The 18,977-nt window shown below is 58.7% G+C and carries 10 protein-coding genes; 7 read left to right on the forward strand and 3 right to left on the reverse strand.

The features are described from left to right. Nucleotides 1–41: 41 nt before the first annotated feature. The gene (locus MRX98_RS13205) at nt 42–1,577 is read right to left on the reverse strand and encodes a 4-hydroxyphenylacetate 3-hydroxylase N-terminal domain-containing protein (protein WP_246909520.1); all 1,536 of its coding nucleotides are present in this window, start codon (nt 1,575–1,577) and stop codon (nt 42–44) included. A gap of 421 nt (nt 1,578–1,998) precedes the next feature. On the opposite strand from MRX98_RS13205, the gene MRX98_RS13210 reads away from it, so the two are divergent. The 6 genes from MRX98_RS13210 (at nt 1,999) to MRX98_RS13235 (ending at nt 11,027) form a co-directional block, all read left to right on the forward strand. Continuing rightward, complete coding sequence (locus MRX98_RS13210; RefSeq protein WP_246909522.1) at nt 1,999–2,769, forward strand: IclR family transcriptional regulator; 771 nt, start codon at nt 1,999–2,001, stop codon at nt 2,767–2,769. 183 nt (nt 2,770–2,952) lie between these two features. Continuing rightward, the gene (locus MRX98_RS13215) at nt 2,953–3,999 is read left to right on the forward strand and encodes a CoA transferase subunit A (protein WP_246909523.1); all 1,047 of its coding nucleotides are present in this window, start codon (nt 2,953–2,955) and stop codon (nt 3,997–3,999) included. Continuing rightward, nucleotides 3,992–4,816 carry a CoA-transferase subunit beta gene (locus tag MRX98_RS13220; RefSeq protein WP_246909525.1) on the forward strand — a complete coding sequence of 275 codons (825 nt, stop codon included), beginning with the start codon at nt 3,992–3,994 and terminating at the stop codon, nt 4,814–4,816. The genes MRX98_RS13215 and MRX98_RS13220 overlap by 8 nt, the downstream gene beginning before the upstream one ends. A gap of 71 nt (nt 4,817–4,887) precedes the next feature. Further along, nucleotides 4,888–5,601 (forward strand): SGNH/GDSL hydrolase family protein, encoded by a 714-nt coding sequence (locus MRX98_RS13225; RefSeq protein ID WP_246909527.1) that lies wholly within the window; start codon nt 4,888–4,890, stop codon nt 5,599–5,601. A gap of 67 nt (nt 5,602–5,668) precedes the next feature. Next, nucleotides 5,669–9,103 (forward strand): PAS domain S-box protein, encoded by a 3,435-nt coding sequence (locus tag MRX98_RS13230; protein ID WP_246909529.1) that lies wholly within the window; start codon nt 5,669–5,671, stop codon nt 9,101–9,103. Nucleotides 9,104–9,323: 220 nt separating this feature from the next. After that, complete coding sequence (locus MRX98_RS13235) at nt 9,324–11,027, forward strand: OpgD/OpgG family glucan biosynthesis protein (protein ID WP_246909542.1); 1,704 nt, start codon at nt 9,324–9,326, stop codon at nt 11,025–11,027. Between the two features lie 92 nt (nt 11,028–11,119). Here the strand turns inward: MRX98_RS13235 and mdoH are convergent, their stop codons facing one another. Further along, nucleotides 11,120–13,261: a glucans biosynthesis glucosyltransferase MdoH gene (mdoH, locus tag MRX98_RS13240; RefSeq protein ID WP_246909544.1), complete on the reverse strand. Its 2,142-nt coding sequence runs from the start codon at nt 13,259–13,261 to the stop codon at nt 11,120–11,122. Next, nucleotides 13,246–14,760, reverse strand: a complete 1,515-nt coding sequence (locus MRX98_RS13245) for an OpgD/OpgG family glucan biosynthesis protein (protein WP_246909550.1) — start codon at nt 14,758–14,760, stop codon at nt 13,246–13,248. Before MRX98_RS13245 ends, mdoH begins: the two co-directional genes overlap by 16 nt. Nucleotides 14,761–14,926: 166 nt before the next feature. On the opposite strand from MRX98_RS13245, the gene MRX98_RS13250 reads away from it, so the two are divergent. Beyond that, nucleotides 14,927–18,820 carry a PAS domain S-box protein gene (locus MRX98_RS13250; protein WP_246909552.1) on the forward strand — a complete coding sequence of 1,298 codons (3,894 nt, stop codon included), beginning with the start codon at nt 14,927–14,929 and terminating at the stop codon, nt 18,818–18,820. The last annotated feature ends 157 nt before the right edge of the window (nt 18,821–18,977 follow it).

Below are 18,977 nucleotides of genomic sequence, written 5' to 3' on the forward strand. Positions count from 1 at the left end.
TGTTGTGCCGTTTGCCGGGTCCCGGCGTTGCGCAAAGGGCGCTATTTCAGCCCGACCGGAATGCTTGCGTAGGATTCGTCCACCGGCGGCATTTCCACATCTTCTGCGGAAAGCAGTTTACCGTAAATCGGATTGTCCTGCCAGCCGTCGATGTGGGCGGCGCGCATGGCGGCGGCCTTGAGGGTGTCCCAGTCGGCGTTGCCGTACAGGTGCATCTGCTGGGCGGCCATGGAACCCTCGCCATGGATGGTGTCGATCTGCCAGTAGTTGCAGGTGACGTCCTTGATCAGGCGCATCAGGCGCAGGCGATGCTCTGTGGGCACGCCCTCCTTGGCGCCGAGATATTTGTCGATGTAAGGCTGGATGTCGGGGTTTTGCCAGTCGCGGTAGGCCGGCACGGTGGTGCAAAGACCGCCGGCGATGTCCTGCAGATGCTGGCACATCTGGTGGAAATTGCTGGCGAAGGTGAACTTGGCGGCGTTGATGGACATGGGATTGGGCATGGCCACATCCAGGCCGAACTCCTTGACCGGGTCGAGGCAGGCGGCCTTGCCCAATTCGGCCACCATGTGGGTGATCATGGCCATCCAGGCGAGCTTCTTGCGAATGTGGTCGGCGTGGGCCACGCCGTTGTACTCCGCCACCAGGGCGGCGGCGCCGGTGATGGCCTCCAGCTTGCCGATCATTTTGCAAGTGCCGAACAGGCGATGATAGCTGCCGAAGGCATAGGCCAGCATGCGGGAGTACTGCCATTCGCCGCACATGAAGACCCGTTCCCAGGGCACGAACACATCGTCGAAGACGATCAGGCACTCGGTGGGCTGCAGCGCGCTGGTCTTGGGATAATCGAAACGGCCTTCGGCTCCGTAGGTGCGGTTGACCGGCTCCACGGCCAGCATTTTGACGCCCTTGGCGTTGCACGGCACGGCGAAGGCCAGGGCGTAGTCCTTGTCCTCCTCGCCGTGGGTGCGGCAGGGCGAGCAGAGCAGTTCGTTGGCACAGGGCGATGCGCTGATGTGGACCTTGGCGCCGCGCACCACGATACCCTCTTTTTGGCGGTCCACCACCCGCAGGTAGTAATCGGGGTGCTGCTTCTGGCGGGAGGGGCGCAGACCGCGGTCGCCCTTGACATCGGTGATGGCGCCGGTGATGCCCAGATCCTGTTTCATGAGCAGTTTGCGGTAGTTCTCCACCCGCTGCGAATAGTCGGTGCCCAGCGCTTTGTCCATGGCATTGGCCGTTACGGTGAAGGCGGCCAGGGCGTCGGCCCCCATGCAGTGCAGCAGCACCCCGCCGCCGGTGCGCATGGCGGTGGCGAAGCACTCCCTTCTGCGCAGCAGGTCCTGGGCGCTCTTGGGAGAGGTCAGCAGGTAGTTGACCGCTTCGCCGTCTTCGTCTTGGGTGACGAAGAGGTGGCGGTATTCCGGATGGTGGGGCAGGACGTAATCCAGCGCCGCGGTGCGGATGATGCCGCTGATGGTCGGGTGGGTGCGCACATCCTTGACCCGTTCCCCCATGCACCACATTTCACGTCCGTCGTCCAGACTTTCAAGGTATTGCGCGACCGTCCTGATCATTTCTCGGCACCTTTCATCGAGTGGATTAAAAGAAGATACGGACCGCCGGTCGGTCGCACTTCCCGGCACCCTGGGCGATGGGTTTCGGGGTGTCGGTTGACAGGCAGGCCAGCTTGAACATACTGCCTTGACCATACCACAGGGATCAAATCTCCGGCAACGCGCAAGACCGGCAAACCAGGGCAATCGCATGTAGAAATCAAGTGGAAAGGATTTTGATCAGGTCGCCTGCCCCTGAGGGGCAGTTTTAAGTTTTAAGTTTTAAGTTAATGAATTCTGTCATTTTTCACAATGTGGAAGGAAAAAATCATAAAATGGAATTATTTTATTGACTATAACCTAAATTCCATTCATCCTTTGAATCCAGTATGGATCTTGCGCTCCAACACTTGGAATTTCCCTTCGGTTGGTGGAGGCCTGAATGCTGGTGAATCTTTCCGCCAAAACCACTCGCGAGTCCGGTGGCAAGCAGGCGGGTGTGCAGAGCATCCGCCGGGCGCTGGCCGTTATCCAGGTTGTGGCCGACCACAATCGCTCCGGTGTCGGTTTGTCGAAAATTGCCGGCGAAGTGGGCTTGACGCCCAGCACCACCCACCGCATTGCTGCCGTTTTGGTGGATGAAGGCATTTTGAGCCACAATGGGGCCACTAAACTTTACCACCTGGGCATCGGCCTCTACCTGCTCGGATCGTCGGCGCGCCAGTACCAGGTGCGCGACATCTACCGTGACACCTTGGAAAAGATCGCCGAGCAGACCGGCGACACCGTCTTTCTGATCATGCAGTCGGGCTACGATGCGTTGTGTGTCGACCGGGTTGTGGGCAACACCCCGATCCAGATTCTTTCCCTTAATATCGGTGAGCGCCGTCCGTTAGGGGTGGGCGCGGGCAGCCTGGCCATCCTGGCAAGCCTGCCGGGTGACCAAAGAGAGAGGATCATGCGGCACAACCGGCGGCGCTACGCCGCCTACCCGGGCTATTCCCCCGACGACTTGGCGCGCATGATAAAGATGTATCGGGAGCAAGGTTTCGTGGTCAACACCGTTACGCCCTACACCATCGGCGTCGGCACATGTGTGCACGACGAAGAGGGGACGCTGATCGGGGCGGTGAGCGTGAGCGGTATTGTTTCGCAAATGGACCGCAAGCGGCAGAAGCAGATCGCGGCTTTGATCAAGTCGGCCATCCAATGAATGCTGTGCGTGCGGACAACCCCCGAGGCGCCGTGGCCTGCGCGCTGAGAAGCCGGCGCCCCTTGCCGAAACAAGGGCCACCGTATTTATGTGGACTTTCAGGCGCCGAACCGTTGCGCAGGACCTTCGGCAAAAATCTTCCCAACATTTACAGCCGGCGCCGCCGGCACAGGAGGTGCGTATTTGAACGACAATGGCAATAAAGTGATGAGCGCCAAGGAGGCCGTCGAGCGATTCATTCATGACGGCGATGAATTGATCATCGGCAACTACACCGTCGGCACCTGCGTCGAGCTGATCTCCGAGATCTGCCGGCAGGACAAGAAAGGATTCACGCTCTATTCCCAATCGGGCATTCTGGACGTGGATATGTTGGTCAACGCAGGGTGCGTCGACCGTCTGATCAGCACCTATGTCATGCGTTCCGGGGGCAAGACAGGCGGCGGGGCCGTTGAGCGGGGCCTGCAGGACGGCACCCTGGAAATGGAAGACTATACCAATTTCAATTACAATGCGCGGTTGATGGCCGGCATGCACGGCCTGACCTTCATCCAGGTGTTGGAAGGGGTGATGGCCACCGATCTGTTCCGCAAGCGCAGTTTCATGGGCGAAGACAAATACCGCGTGATCCAATGCCCCTACACCGGCAAGCAGTTGCTCACCGTTCCGGCCGCCAACCCGGACGTGTGCATCGTGCATGTGCAACGGGCCGACAAGTTCGGCAACGCTCAATATTGGGGCGCCCTGGGCAGCGTGGCCGCCGCCGCCCTGTGCAGCAAGCGCATCATTGTCTCCTGCGAAGAGATCGTGGAGCACGATGTGATCCGCCAGAGTCCGCACTTCACCATCATACCCGCCTTTCGCGTCAACGCCGTGGTTGAAATCCCCTGGGGCGCCCACCCGACGGAGGTGCTGGGCCATTACAACCGGGACCTCTTCTTTTACGGCATGTTTACCGAAGCCAACAAGCGGGCCGAGACCGTCAAGAAATGGATGGAGGAGTGGGTGTACGGATGCGCCGATCGGGAAGCGTACATCGATCGCTACTCTGCCCGGTTCGGCATCGGCATGCTGGATCGTCTGCGCGCCAGGTCTTTCTACTCCGCGCCCGCCAACTATGGCGCGGCCTTTACCTCGGCCTGGGACGTGCGGGGCAGGGAGCGTTCAACGGGATTGACCTTGGAACAGTTGGAACAGCGCATGGCGGAAAGGGGAATGCTCTATGAATAAGGGCTACACACTCAACGAACTGCTGATCATCACCTGCGCCAAAGAAATCAAGGACCACCAGAACGTCATTCTCGGCGTCGGGTTGCCCACCACCGCCGGCGCCCTGGCCAAGGCGCTCTACGCGCCCCATGCCACCTTGATGATGGAATCCGGCATCATCGATTTCGAACCGCTGGTGCCCCTCAATCACATCGCCGATGCCCACTCCTGTCGCGGCTTCTCCTATGCCACGGACCTGTTCACCGCCTTCACCATGACCTATCGGGGCTTTGTGGATGTCTGTTTCCTGGGCGTGGGACAGATCGATAAATTCGGCAATCTGAACACCACCTGCGTTGGCGATTATTACCGACCCAGCTTGCGGCTGCCCGGCTCGGGCGGCGCCGCCGACTTCATCAGCTATGCGAAGAAAACGGTTCTGACCCTGCGCGGCGGTCAGTTTGTCGAGAAGCTGGACTATTTCACCTCTCCCGGCTATCTGGATGGCGGCGACAGCCGGGACCGGTCCGGGCTGTTTCCCGAAGGGTCGGGGCCCTCCATGCTGCTGACCACCAAGGGGGTCTTTCGCTTCGATGAGCAAACCAAGGAGATGTACCTGGCCCAAATCCATCCCGGCGTGTCGGTTGAGGAGATCCGCAAGGACATCCCCTGGGAGCTGAAGGTGGCTCCCGATTTGAACCAAACCGAGCGGCCGACGGACCGTGAAATCCAATTCGTGCGTCATTTCGCCCCCACCGAAAGCATCGGCCGCAACATGCGTGTTGAACTGGCCATCGCCAACACCATGCAACGGGCGCAGCGCAGAGGCAAATCATAATGGCGAACAGTTGAGTTGAACCCCTATCAACCCCGAACCGGTGTTACGCCGCAACGTGTTGGGGACGATTCATGAAACCGGACAAGCGTTTTGCCTTTGCCCTTCTCATGATGCCCCTGCTGCTTGCGCAGGCACTGCGGGTGCGCCGGGTAACGCCCAAGCTGCCTGAACCGCCGGGAGACCGCGCGGGCATCTTCGGTTGCGGACCGGCGCTGCGATTGCTGATCGTCGGCGACTCGGCCGCCGCCGGCGTGGGCGCCGCCTCCCAAGCAGAGGCCTTTTCCGGACGGATCGTGGCCCGTCTCGGGCGCCATTTCAAGGTCCACTGGAAGCTGGAGGCGCAATCCGGGTTGGCCGTTCAGGACGTGGTGGCCCTTCTTGACGCCGCTTCGCCCGTCAAGGCCGACGTCATCGTGGTCTCCGCAGGGGTCAATGACGTCATCCGGGGGACCACCATAAAACAGTGGATTGCCCGCAACCGCCAACTCGTCGCCATCGCCGCCGGTAAGTGCCACTGCCGTCATGTCCTGCTGTCCGCCGTTCCACCCATGCACCTGTTCCCGGCGTTGCCGCAGCCGTTGCGGTGGTTTTTGGGCGAACGGGCCAAGCGCCTGAACCAGGCGTTGCAACTGCACGCGGCAGAATGCAACCGCTGCCGTGTGGTCTTTCCCGACTTTCCGCCGGATCCGGCCTTGATGGCCGCGGATGGATTTCACCCGGGGCCCTTGGCCTATGCCCAGTGGGCGGGGCACCACGCAGCCATCATCAAAGGCATTTTGGGTTGAGTCCGTCCATTCGCGCCTTGCGCGGTATTGGAAGATAATGAAAGTGATCCTGGATGGAGTGTAAGTGATGACCATAAACCAGAAAAGACCGGAGCACATCACAGCGACCGACCCGTCGGTGATATCCATCATGGACGCGCCCATGCCCTATCAGGCGCTCAATGAGCAGGGCGAATGCGTCGCCGTCAATCAAACCCTTCTGGATGTTCTGGGATACGCGCGGCGGGATCTTATCGGTAAAAACTTCGCGGAGATCATTCATCCGGACCGAGTGACGCATTTCAAGCGCAAGTTCTCAAATATCAAGGCCATCGGAGAGCTATACGAAGATGAATTCGAGATGGTCAAAAAAGGTGGCGGGACGATCCTTGTATCGTTCAATGGTAAGATTCAACGAGACGCCCAGGGCGGTTTTATAAGAATGCACTGCATTTTTCAGGATATTACCGAGCGTAGGCGAGCAGAAATCCAGCTTCGGGAAAAAAGTGTTCTCCTGCAGAATATCACCGATCACATGTTGGACATGGTCGGCATCACCGATCTCACGGGCGTCTTCACTTACATGGGGCCTTCGGTGCATCGCATTCTTGGATACGAAGCGGAACAGTTCGTTGGAACGAGCGTATTTGATTATGTTCATCCTGATGATGCCGAATATATTGCAAGCGAATTTGCGGCCTTCACGGCCGACCCGTCGCCCGACACAACGCGAACGGTCGAATACCGCCAGCGCTGCGCGGATGGATCTTATCTCTGGTTGGAAACCAAGGGGAAAATCCTTTTTGACGACCATGGATCCCCTTACGCTCTCTTTTTCAACAGCCGCGATGTAAACGAGCGCAAGCACGCGGTGGATGCCTTGCGAAATACCGAATCGTTTAAACGCAAAATGGTCGCCAACATCGGAGATGTGATCGTGATCGTCGATGGGCAAGGCATTATTCGCTATAAAAGCTTGAACATTGAGAAATGGTTTGGATGGAAGCCGGAAGAGCTGGTGGGCACCGGTGTGCTGCAAAACGTGCATCCCGAGGACATGGGGGCGGCGGAACAAATTCTCGGTTCTCTTCTCGATGTGCCCAACGCCACCCGAACCATGGAGTGCCGATATCGCTGCAAGGACGGCAGCTATAAATGGATCCGGATCACCGGTGTGAATCTTCTGCATGAGCCTGATATTGGCGGTATTTTGGGCAATTATCGCGATATCACCGAGCGCAAAAATGCGGAACAGATGTCCCTTGAGCGCGAGCAATATCTGAAATCCATTCTGCAGACGACGGTGGACGGTTTTTGGGTGGTCGACAGACATGGGAAGATCATCGATGTCAACGAGGCCTATTGCCGTATGTCGGGCTATACGCAAACGGAATTGCTGGCGATGGCCATTAACGATCTGGATGCGATGGAGACGCCCGATGATACCCGAGAGCGGATACGGCGCATCATGGTCAATGGATCTGCCATCTTCGAGACGTGTCACCGGCGAAAGGACGGCAGTTCATTTAAGATCGAAATGTCCGTAACCTTTATAGATATCCAAGGTGGTCAGTTTATCTGTTTTGGCCGGGATGTCACCGAACGCCAGGAAGCCTTCGAGGCACTGCAGGAAAGTGAGGCGCGTTTTAAAACGATCATCGAGAATCTGCCGGGGGGCGTGTTCGCGCACGATTTTACCGGACGTCTGTTGATTGTCAACGCGGCCGCTGCAAAGAACACCGGGTACACAGTTCAGGAGTTGCGATCGCTGAATGTCGCGAATATCGATTCCGGCGGGTACACGCGCGATGACCGGGAACAGTTATGGAACAGCTTGAACTTAGGCGAGGTGTTGACCATCGAGTCGTCGCACACCCGCAAGGACGGCTCACAATACCCAGCGGAGATTCACCTGAATGCCATCATGCTCGACAGGCAGCCCGCCATTTTGGCCATTGCCTTTGACATATCCGAGCGCAGGCAAGTCCAAGCGGCGCTGAGCGAAAGCGAAGAAAAGCATCGATCTTTGTTCAATCAGTCGGCAGAAGGCATCTACCTGCACGACGTAGAAGGAAAGATCCTGGATGTCAATCAGATGGCTTGCATGCAAACCGGGTACACCAAGGAGGAGCTGCTGCGGTTGACCGTCTTTGATTTGCATCCTGCCGAACCCGGCACCATCAATCTGCCAAAGGAAGAGGTGTTGCGCATGTGGCAGCAGTGGCAGCCGGGGCAAATCGCAACCGTCCAAGCCGAACACCGGCGAAAGGACGGAACGCCATTTCCGGTGGAGGTCTCCATCGGCCTGATTCAGTATGGTGAACGGTCGATCATCCAGTCCATCGTAAAAGATATCTCGGATCGCAAAGCCCTGGAAGCGCGATTGCTTCAGGCCCAAAAGATGGAGTCCATCGGCCGACTGGCCGGCGGTGTGGCCCACGATTACAACAACATGCTCAGTGTGATCGTGGGTTACACTGAAATGGCTTTGGAAAAGATCCGGCCCGAGGACCCGCTCTATGCTGAACTGATGGAAGTTTACCAAGCCGGCAAACGCTCCACCGACATCACGCGCCAGCTTTTGGCCTTTGCCCGCAAACAGACCATCGACCCTAAGGCCGTTGATTTGAACAATATCGTGGAAAGCATGCTCCGGATGCTGAGTCGTTTGATCGGCGAGGATATTGATTTGAACTGGCGTCCGGGCAGTCAACTGTGGCTGCTCAAGATGGACCCGGCCCAGGTGGACCAGATTCTGGTCAATCTTTGCGTCAATGCCCGTGATGCCATCGGCGGGGTGGGCGAGGTGACCATCGAGACCCGCAACTTCACCATCGATGTAGATGATGTGCAGGCCCACAAGGATGGGGCCCCCGGCGATTATGTGATGCTGGCGGTGAGTGATAACGGGGTGGGCATGGATAAGGCGACGCTCGACAATATCTTCGAACCCTTCTTCACCACCAAGGGAATATCTGAAGGCACGGGTCTGGGGTTGCCCACTGTGTATGGCATCGTCAAGCAAAACAACGGGTTCGTTACTGTTTACAGCGAACCCGGCGGGGGCACGATCTTCCGAATCTACCTGCCGAGGCTTTTTGAAGCGCAACCCCAGCGGGCCTCGACGGACCGGACCGCCGCCCCAAGCGGTCGTGGTGAGACGGTCCTGCTGGTGGAGGACGAGCCTTCAATCTTGCGCCTGGGGGAGATGATGCTCAAGCGTTTAGGGTATCAGGTGCTGGCGTCCGGTACGCCGAGTCAGGCCATTCAAATGGCATCCAAAAGCAAAATCCGAATCGACCTGCTGATGACGGATGTGGTGATGCCGGAAATGAATGGTCGTCAATTGGCTGAACACCTCAACGCGCTTTTTCCATCCATCCGTACACTGTTCATGTCCGGATACACAGCCGATGTGATCGCCCATCGCGGTGTGCTGGATGAAGGGATGCATTTCATCCAGAAACCATTCTCCCTGCACGATCTGGGTGTCAAGGTAAGAGCGGTGCTGGATGACAATTGATCGGAATCGTTCATTTGTGCCGCAGACGACCTGGACGGCGATTTTTCCCGCCGTCTTGCTCATTGCCGTCGTTTCGACCTTCTTGGGCTTGTTCATCGCCGTGGCGTGCCGTTGACAATTTGCGAAATCGGACCCTTGTTCTTGCTGAAACCGTAAACCTTTTTTGAAAGTGCGTACTGACCGGCAGGTTTGGGGCGCAGGAGCAAAAACGGAGGGCACAATGCTGGATCGAAGCGAAGGGCGTTGCGACCGCCTGAAATTCGCGGGAAGACCGACATGGCCCACCGAAAGACCGGTGGGGATGGCTATCGGATTTTTTGGTCGCTTTTGTTTCGTGCTGGCTTGTCTTTTTTGGGCGCCCTATGCGTTTGCAGCGCCGGGGAATGCATTGCCCGCGGGGCAGATCCACGCCGCCGCCGGCAGCCCGACCGGTCACTTGTCCGCCTCGGACAAGCATACACTCACCTTCGGGACCGCCGAACCCTTTTCCTTTGACGCGCTCAAGGCGCAGGCGCGCACACTTGCGGCGCGCCCCTACCAGCCTCCCGCTATTTCGGACGCCGATCTGCAGATTCTCGATCAGATCGGTTACGACCAGCACAACCGGATCCGTTTCCGGGCCTCGGCCACTTTGTGGGGCGATTCGCGACCCGGGCCGGCGGTGCGCTTCTTTCATCCCGGGCGATATTTCAAGGAGCCGGTGGCGCTCCATGTTCTTGAAGGTGACGCGGCGCGAAGGATTCACTTCGCAAGGGACCTTTTCGACATCCCCGAGGGGCACCCGGCGCGCAAGCTGTCGTCGGATGTGGGTTTCGCCGGTTTCCGCGTCCTGGATGAGAAGCAAGAACGGGATTGGATGGCCTTTCTTGGCGCTTCCTATTTTCGTACATCCGGTCCTTTCGATCAGTTCGGCTTGTCGGCCCGCGGATTGGCCATCGACACGGCCACCGCCGGCGCGGAATCGTTTCCCCGTTTTTCCCGCTTTTGGCTGGCGCGTGACGGCGAGGGCGGGCTGGTGACATATGCCCTGTTGGAGGGTGCGGCTGTCACCGGTGCCTACCGTATCGCCAGTCGGCGCCGGCACGAGGAAGGTGTCGTCCAGGAGATCGAAGCGGCCCTCTATTTGCGGGGCGATGTGCAGCGACTGGGTATCGCGCCCCTGACGTCCATGTTCTGGTACGGCAAGCCTTATCGCGCCATGGCCGTCGATTGGCGACCGGAAATCCACGATTCGGACGGTCTGGCCATTTGGACCGGCGCGGGGGAACACATTTGGCGACCCCTTAACAATCCGCCCCGGGTGATGGTCAATGCCTTTCTCGATAAGGATCCGAAAGGCTTCGGCCTGATGCAGCGCGAGCGGGATTTCGAGCAGTACCAGGATGATGGGGTGTTTTATGAGAAACGCCCGAGCCTGTGGGTCGAACCGTTGGCACCATGGGGCGGCGGTGCGGTGCAGTTGGTCGAAATTCCCACCAATGATGAGGTCTATGACAATATCGGCGCCTTCTGGGTGCCGGCGGCGGCCGCCACCGCGGGTCGTGAATACCTTTTGCGATATCGGCTGCACTGGGTTGCGCAGGCGCCTGTGCCTGTCAGCGTTGCGCGCGTAATGGCGACCCGCACGGGGAATGGTGGGGTGCCGGGCCGATTGCGACCGGAGGGCGTGATCAAATTCGTCGTTGACTTTGACGGCCGCGGTTTGGAGGGTTTGGACCGCGACAGCGGTGTCGCGGCGGTGATCGAGGCCGGCCGCGGCAAGATCGACAATGTGGCGGTTTTCCCAGTGGTGGGCACTTCACGCTGGCGGGCCATGTTCGACCTGGACGCGGATGGACCCGAACCGGTGGATTTGCGCATGTTCCTGCGCCATGAAGGGAAAACCTTGAGCGAGACCTGGGTGTTTCAGCACTTTCCCGAGTAAGAGGAGTAAGAGGGGACGCCCTTTATATTTTTATATTTCTGCCTCTTTTCGGGCAGAAATATAAAAATATAAAGGGCGTCCCCTCGTTGCTGTTAAGGGCGTCCCCTCCTGGCGCTTTGATCGTCCGGCAGTTGCGTAAGTCGTTCGAGCAGGGTGGCATCGGCGGCGACCCTCAGCCGTTCGTCCGGTGTGAGCCATTGCATGGCTTCCGCCAGGGTGTGGGCGTCCGCCAACTTGGCGGCCGCCGTCAGGCGGTGTTCATCGGGAGCGCCGCGCGGATCGGGCGGCGGGGGCAGATTGCAGGTGATGTGGTTCAATCGCGCCTGCCGGTCGCGTGCCAGATGGCGCAACCCGTCGCCGGGCAATGGTTCTGTGCCCCGGACGATCTCATCGCGGCGGCGGATAATTTCGGGTAAATGGGTTTCTTCGGCGATGCGCAACAACCCGCAGCGCGCCAGCCATCGTCCCAAAAGCGTACTGCCACTGGCCTTGGACAGGGGGACCGCCAGCACCAAACCGACCAGGGTCGGTGACAACCATGCCAGCAGCACGGGTGAGAGCCAATAGGCGACGCCGGCCGTCCCCAAGCCGATTAGTGTGTGCTGCCAGTGAAAGGACCATGCCTCATGCCACGCGATCCCCGTGGCCGCGCGCCGTTGGGAGCCCCATCCCGAATCCCGCCCGGTGAGGATTTGAATGATATGCTGGGTCTGCACGAGCATCATGATCGGTGCGAACATCGCGGCAAACAGGGTTTCCACGATGCTGCCGGCCACAATGCCGAACACACCGCCGCTGCCCCGGCGCAGATGCCCCGTAAAGAGTGAATGCACAATACCCAACATTTTGGGCAAAAGCAGCACGATCATGCTGAAGATGAACAGTTTGACCATTCGGACGGCATCGAACCGCGGCCAGTCGGGGAACAGTTGAAACTCCTGGATGAAATACTCCGGCGGCATCAATGTCGCTTGCAGGGTTAGCGCAAAACCGGTCAGCAGGAGCAGCAGCCACAAGGGGGCGGAGAGGTAGCTCATGATGCCCATGAGAAAATGGACCCGGCTGGCGATGCGCAATCCGCTTGCGCCAATGACTTTTGAATGTTGGAGATTGCCTTGCGCCCAACGCCGATCACGGACGGCGGCTTCGACAAGCGACGGCGGGCTCTCTTCCCAGGATCCTCCAAGATCGCAGGCCATGCGCACCTTCCACCCCGCGCGGCGCATCAGAGCGGCTTCGACGAAATCGTGGGACATCACATGGCCGCCGAAGGGTTGTTTGCCCGTGAGCACCGGCAGCCCGCAGGCTTGTGCAAAAGCGGCAAGGCGAATGATCGCATTGTGGCCCCAGTAGTTGCCGTCGTCACCGGACCACGCCGCAACCCCACGGGCGATGATGCCGCCGTAGATGCGCCCGGCAAACTGTTGCAGACGGGCGAACAGGCTCCATTGGCCAACCAGCGCCGGCACCGTTTGCAGCAGGCCCAGCCGTGGATCGGCTTCCATCCGGTTGACCAGCGCAAGCAAGGTTTCGGCGGCCATAAGGCTGTCGGCATCCAGCACGACCATATAGTCGTACCGGCCGCCCCAGCGCTCGACGAACGCCGCGATATTGCCCGCCTTGCGGCCTGTGTTCCGCCACCGCCGACGGTACCAGACCGGCATGGTTTGTGCCAGCGCGCGCCGCAGGTGGTGCACGGCGATGGTTTCGGCAACCCAGACATCCACCCGGGTCGAATCGGAAAGCACGACGATTTCGAAGTGCTGCGCTGCGCCTTGGGCTGACAATGCCTCGGCCATGGCCTGCAGTGCGGCAGTGGTTTGCAGGGGGTTTTCGTTGTAAACGGGCATCACCAAGGCGGTCCTGCTGTCGCCCGGTGAATCCGAGGCGCTGAAACGGGCCCGGGGAGTGAACATGCCGACGACGGCACCGGCAGCGGCAAAGGCGATCCACGTGAAGGTGATCGCAAAGAAGACGAGCATCACCCCCTGCAGGATCGTCATCCGCAAGAAATCGACGACGCCGAGCATTTCATAAATGCCATATCCTGCCATGCCCGCCGTTATGGCGATCACAAGCAGGCGGGCGAACCATGATCGCACACTTCTGGTCAACGCAGGCGCCGCTTCAGGTGCGCGATGCAGGTCCTGTCGGGGCATCGGGCGCGGCGCTTCCGGCGGCATTGCCATGGCGTGCTTCGGCCGGGTGCCGATGGACGTTACGGTGCTGTCCATCGGTATAACCACGTTTCGCTGACCGGCATCTCGCCCTGTAACAGGACCAGTCGCAGTTCGGCAAGGTCGGCACCTTCGGGGTCGAACACAAAGGATGCGCGCACGCCGCCGGTGGTGGGATTGAATTGCAGCGCCTGGCGGCTCAGGGTTCCGGCAGAGCTGGTCGCTTGCATGCGCAGGCTGTCGGCCGATGGGGTTGCCGCATCGAAGTCCACAACGAATGCCCGTTGGTCGCCGTCGGGGGTCGCGCCGGTGCGTGTTGCAACGACCCGCCCCACCGACTGCGCAACGCGTGGCGTGGAAGTCCAGCGAAGCCGATAGGCCGCCTGCCAGGGTGCCCCGGCGGCAATGGCCTCGGCCGGACGCCATAAGGCGATGATGTTGTTGTTCGATTCACTATCGGACGGGATCTCGATCAGCTCGACCGAGCCGGCACCCCAATCCCCCAGCGGTTCGATCCAGGTGCTCGGCCGGCGGTGGTAGGCCGCCTTCAGATCCTGAAATGCCTCTGCCTGCCGCGTGCGCTGTACCAGGCCGAATCCGCGTGGCGCGGTGGAGGTGAAGCTCGAAACCTGCAGGCGTGACGGATTGGCCAGGGGGCGCCAGATCTGTTCGCCGGATGCCGTTACGATCTGCAAACCCTCGGCATCGTGCACGGCGTCACGATAATCATCGATCACGGCCCGGTTGGTCCTGTTGAACAGGAACATGGCGTTGAGAGGCGCGATACCCACGGCGTCCAACGGTTCGCGTGGGAAGAGGGTAAGGGATATGTCCATGACCGTCTCGGGGCCGGGTATGATCCTGAACAGGTAGGCACCGGTGGTCGAGGGGCTGTCCAACAATGAATGGATCACGATGCCGACCGCATTGGCGGCCGGTCGCTCGATCCAGAAATGGGTAAATGCCGGAAACGCTTCACCGGTCGGATGCGCGGTGCGAATCGCCAACCCCCGCGCGGAAAGTCCGAGGGGCGCGCCCCGGCCTGCGGCCCGAAAATAGCTGGCCCCCTGGAAAACCAGCAACGGGGCCCACTCTTCCGAACCATCGAGGCGAGCGCGGACACGGAACCCGGAAATCGGCAACGGCCGGGAGGACAAGTGCCGCACCTGCTCGCCGAAGCTGAACATTTCGGGAGTGGCGGACACCTTGCGGGCGACCCCGTTCTCTACGATATTGACCGCCACCGGCGTTTCGTACACAAAACCCGCGGGCAGCAACTCCACACGGAAGGGTACCCGCTCCCTGCGCCATATGCCCTGTTCGCTGTCGACATCAATATCATTGTATTGGTCATGGGTCAGTTGCCTCAGCGGCGACTCCGACGATAATCGCCGGGGATCATACGGGGTGGCCGCCAGGCGCCGGGCCTGTTCCAGGACCACCTGGTGGCCGAACCGTTCCTCTTCCGGATGCAAGGGATCGGCACTCTGTCGATGGTCCACGGGAACAACGGCAATCAACACGGCAATCGTACCCAGGATCAGCCAGGGCTTCATGCGAAGTGCTCCTGTTCATTGAAACCAAAAAAGGAAATGGCCGCGCACAAGATGGTACGTGACCAAGGGATAAGGGCATGCCCTCCGTTCAACAATTCACTTACTATTAAGTACTGGCGGCACAGGTGTCAATTGGTACCGTGACCTTGCACGCCAAGTTCAGGGCATGCCGTCCACCTGCCCCGCCGGCACCGGCACAAGTGTCGACTGGGCGGTTACCCGCACCATCCGCGACCGTATCCGCCTGCCGCTCATGCTTGCCTGCGGCCTGCATGCCGACAACGCCGGGCAGGCCGTGGCCGCCATGCGCCCCTATGGCGTGGAGGTGATCAGCGGGGGTGGAAAACAGCATCGGCGGCAAGGATCCGGCCATGGTGAAAGCGCTCATCCAGGCCGTTACGCACTCGCCCCCGTCAGCACAGTGAAACCCGACGCACCATTTTGCAAAAACCCTGGATTTTATGCAAGTTGCATATTATGCCAAGTTGACAAGCGAAATGTGTGGTACGCTATCATACCATCATCAAGCCATTATTGGATAGAAGCCGAACACTGCGCGGCTTTTTCAAAGCCTCTTCGGCGGTATTGGTCAGCCGGGCCGTTTGCCACAAAATGCCGCGCGATAATCAAGACTCGGAACCACGAGGAACCCTCCATGCCTGAATCAATCGATGTTCGCAACAACAGCGGCTCTGCGGTGGAACACACAACGGCCAATCAAAAACTGAAGCGGCTGGAGTGGATGCTGTCCGGAAGGCCGATTTCGGACATTGAAGCCCGAACAGAGACGCATGACCAGGGATATGGCGACCTGACACAATTGAATCGTGACGGGATGATCCTCAAATCCATAGGGCCCGAACGCCTGGCAATTTTTGCCAATGATTATCTGGAACTGCTCGGGACCTCGTCCGCCATTTACGAGGTGGACGGCGATTACGCCCTCGGGATTTTCTCCTCGGGGTGGTGCCGAATGATGGACCGCGCTTCACGCAATCTTTGCGATACCGCCGATAACGCCGAAGCCTTGGATTCCGGTCGATGGTTGTGCCATGAATCCTGCTGGACGGCATGCTCCAAGCCGGCCATTGCCGAATGTGCTCCCAAGGACATTGCGTGCAACGGCGGCATCCGAATGTACGCGGTACCGATCCTGGTGCATGGGAATGTCGTGGGGGCCATCAATTTCGGCTACGGCGACCCCCCCAAGGATCCGGAAAAACTGCGACAACTCGCTGAGGCCTACCATCTTGATTGCGATGACCTGGTCGGCGCGGCCAATGCCTATGAGTCGCGCCCGCCATTTATCATTGAGCTGGCCAAAAAACGGTTGCATGCCACAGCCCGGCTCATCGGGGCCATGATTGAAATCGAACAGGCCGAAGAGGCGCTGCGCAAGAGCGAAGAAACCCTGCGCGCCACGCTTCACTCCATCGGCGACGCCGTGATTTCAACCGACATGGAGGGTCTTGTCGTGGCCATGAATCCGGTGGCGGAAGCGCTGACCGGCTGGAGCGACAAAGAAGCGGCCGGGCAGCCGATTGAAACCGTCTTCCGGATCATCAACGAACAAAACCGGCAGCCGGTCGAAAGTCCGGTCAGCAACGTCCTCAAAACCGGTCATGTCGTAGGACTCGCCAATCATACACTGCTGCTTGCCAAGGATGGACGGGAGGTTCCGATTGCCGACAGCGGCTCTCCGATCCGCAATGATGCCGGTGAGATTACCGGCGTGGTATTGGTGTTTCGGGATCAAACCGAAGAACGCAATACGCTGCAGGCGCTGGCATCAAATTATGCATTGCTTCAGATCGCCGGTGAAACGGCCCTGTTCGGCGGCTGGACCGTCGATCTGGAAAATAATATCTGCACCTGGTCGGATGCTGTGGCGGATATCCATGATGTGCCCCGTGGGTATGCGCCGCCGGTGCACGATGCCATGCGTTTTTACGCGCCCGAATGGCGGGAAAAGATCAAACAAGTTTTCAGCGCCTGCGCCAATGAGGGTATTCCTTATGATGAAGACATGGAGATCGTCACCCGGAACGGAAAACGGGTATGGGTCAGAGCAATCGGCAGGGCCGTGAGAAACCAAGAAGGAAACATCATCAAAGTGCAGGGTTCCTTCCAGGACATCACCGAGCGAAAGAAAGCGGAAGAGAAACTGAAAGAAAAGACGCAATTATTGCAGGTTATCACTGATAACATGTTCGACCTTGTTGCGTTGACTGATTTGGAAGGCAACTACATATTCTTGGGCGCCTCGCACCATATATTGGGTTATGACATCGATTTCCTGATTGGAAGAAATGTTATGGAATTCGTCCACCCGGAGGATGTGGATGAATTATCAATCTCTTTTCGTGACTTCCTGTCCGGATCCGATGACAGCCGAAAGGAGGAGTACCGTTATCGATGCGCTGATGGGCGCTATGTCTGGTTCGAGACGGTCGGAAAATTTATTCGAGATGATAGTGGCGATCCAAAAGAAATTATATTCAGTACAAGGGATATCACCGAACATAAGCGGATCGAGCGCGAACTGAAAGAAAGCGAGGAGCGTTTCAGGGCGTTGCACAACGCCTCTTTCGGGGGAATCGTCATTCACGACAAGGGCTTGATCCTGGAATGCAACCAGGGGTTGTCCGAGATCACCGGGTACGGCTATGATGAACTGATCGGGATGGATGGGTTGTCGTTGATCTCCGACGGCACGCGGGACAAGGTTGTACGCAATATTAACGCCGGTTATGAAAAGCCCTATGAGGCGGAAGGTGTCCGCAAAGACGGCGGGACATATCCACTCCGGCTTGAAGCCAGAGGTATCCGATACAAAGGCAAAGATGTCCGGGTAGTGGAGTTCAGGGACATCAGTGAAAACAAGCGGGCGGAGAAGGAGAAAGAAAATCTCGAAGCCCAACTCCACCAAGCACAGCGCATGGAATCCGTAGGCCGCCTGGCCGGTGGTGTGGCGCACGATTACAACAACATGCTCAGTGTGATCTCAGGCTACACGGAAATGGCCCTGGAAAGGCTCCAGCCCGGCGATCCGCTGCATTCCGATTTGACAGAAGTTTACAAAGCTGCCGCGCGGTCAACCGATATCACCCGGCAGCTCCTGGCGTTCGCCCGCAAACAGACCATCACCCCGAAGGTGATCGACCTGAATGCCATTGTGGAAAGCATGCTCCAGATGCTGCGGCGGCTGATCGGTGAGGATATCGATTTGGCCTGGCTTCCAGGCAAACGATTATGGGCCGTCAAAATCGATCCATCCCAAATCGATCAGATTCTGGCAAACCTTTGCGTCAACGCCCGGGATGCCATTGCCGGTGTCGGCAAGGTGACCATCGAGACGGGCAACATCACCATTGATAATGCCTATTGCGAGGTTCATTCCGGCTTTTTGCCGGGGGAATATTTGTTGCTGGCCGTCAGTGACAACGGTTGCGGCATGGACGATGCGATCAAGGAAAATATCTTTGATCCCTTTTTCACTACCAAAGGGGTGGCCGAAGGCACCGGACTGGGGCTGGCCACCGTTTACGGCATCGTCAAGCAAAACGATGGATTCATCAACGTATACAGCGAACCGGGCGAGGGGACGACCATCAGGATATATCTTCCCCGTCATGTCGGCGACGCGCCTCGAAGCACGGCTGCCACCAAACCACAAACGCCAGGGGGCAAGGGGGAGACCGTGCTTCTGGTCGAGGATGAGCCATCGATCCTGCAAATGGCGGAAATCATGCTCCAACGTCTTGGCTATCATGTGGTTGCCGCCGGCACGCCAGGCCAGGCCCTGGCACTGGCAGAGCAAAAGGCCGGCAGGATCGACCTTCTGATAACCGATGTGGTGATGCCTGCAATGAGCGGACGTATGCTTGCCGATCAAATCCGTTCCCTTTGCCCCGAAATCGAAACTTTGTTCATGTCCGGGTACACAGCCAATGTGATTGCCCACAACGGTGTCCTGGATGAAGGGGTCAATTTCATTCAGAAACCATTTTCGCTGCATGACTTGGGCATCAAGGTGCGAATGGTGTTGGATGAAAAGTAGGTGGTGCGCAAGCGGCCGGCTTCCGTGAGCCTTTTCGAAACGGCCCCGAGGATGAAATCGATAGTAAAGGGTCAGCAGGTCCCCGGGCCCGAACAGATGGCGATGGTAGCCCATTTTGCGTACCACAGCGGTCATCAGAATATGCAGCTGCAAGGGG

Origin of the sequence: Desulfatitalea alkaliphila, assembly GCF_022968795.1 — a bacterium.
Taxonomy (GTDB): Bacteria; Desulfobacterota; Desulfobacteria; order Desulfobacterales; family Desulfosarcinaceae; genus Desulfatitalea; species Desulfatitalea alkaliphila.

What these genes read in the sequence shown, in the direction of transcription:
- MRX98_RS13225 (WP_246909527.1), top strand. Translation starts at nt 4,888, where the DNA reads ATGAAACCGGACAAGCGTTTTGCCTTTGCCCTTCTCATGATGCCCCTG.
- MRX98_RS13230 (WP_246909529.1), top strand. Translation starts at nt 5,669, where the DNA reads ATGACCATAAACCAGAAAAGACCGGAGCACATCACAGCGACCGACCCG.
- MRX98_RS13205 (WP_246909520.1), bottom strand. Translation starts at nt 1,577, where the DNA reads ATGATCAGGACGGTCGCGCAATACCTTGAAAGTCTGGACGACGGACGT.
- MRX98_RS13235 (WP_246909542.1), top strand. Translation starts at nt 9,324, where the DNA reads ATGCTGGATCGAAGCGAAGGGCGTTGCGACCGCCTGAAATTCGCGGGA.
- MRX98_RS13220 (WP_246909525.1), top strand. Translation starts at nt 3,992, where the DNA reads ATGAATAAGGGCTACACACTCAACGAACTGCTGATCATCACCTGCGCC.
- MRX98_RS13245 (WP_246909550.1), bottom strand. Translation starts at nt 14,760, where the DNA reads ATGAAGCCCTGGCTGATCCTGGGTACGATTGCCGTGTTGATTGCCGTT.
- MRX98_RS13250 (WP_246909552.1), top strand. Translation starts at nt 14,927, where the DNA reads ATGCCGTCCACCTGCCCCGCCGGCACCGGCACAAGTGTCGACTGGGCG.
- MRX98_RS13210 (WP_246909522.1), top strand. Translation starts at nt 1,999, where the DNA reads ATGCTGGTGAATCTTTCCGCCAAAACCACTCGCGAGTCCGGTGGCAAG.
- mdoH (WP_246909544.1), bottom strand. Translation starts at nt 13,261, where the DNA reads ATGGACAGCACCGTAACGTCCATCGGCACCCGGCCGAAGCACGCCATG.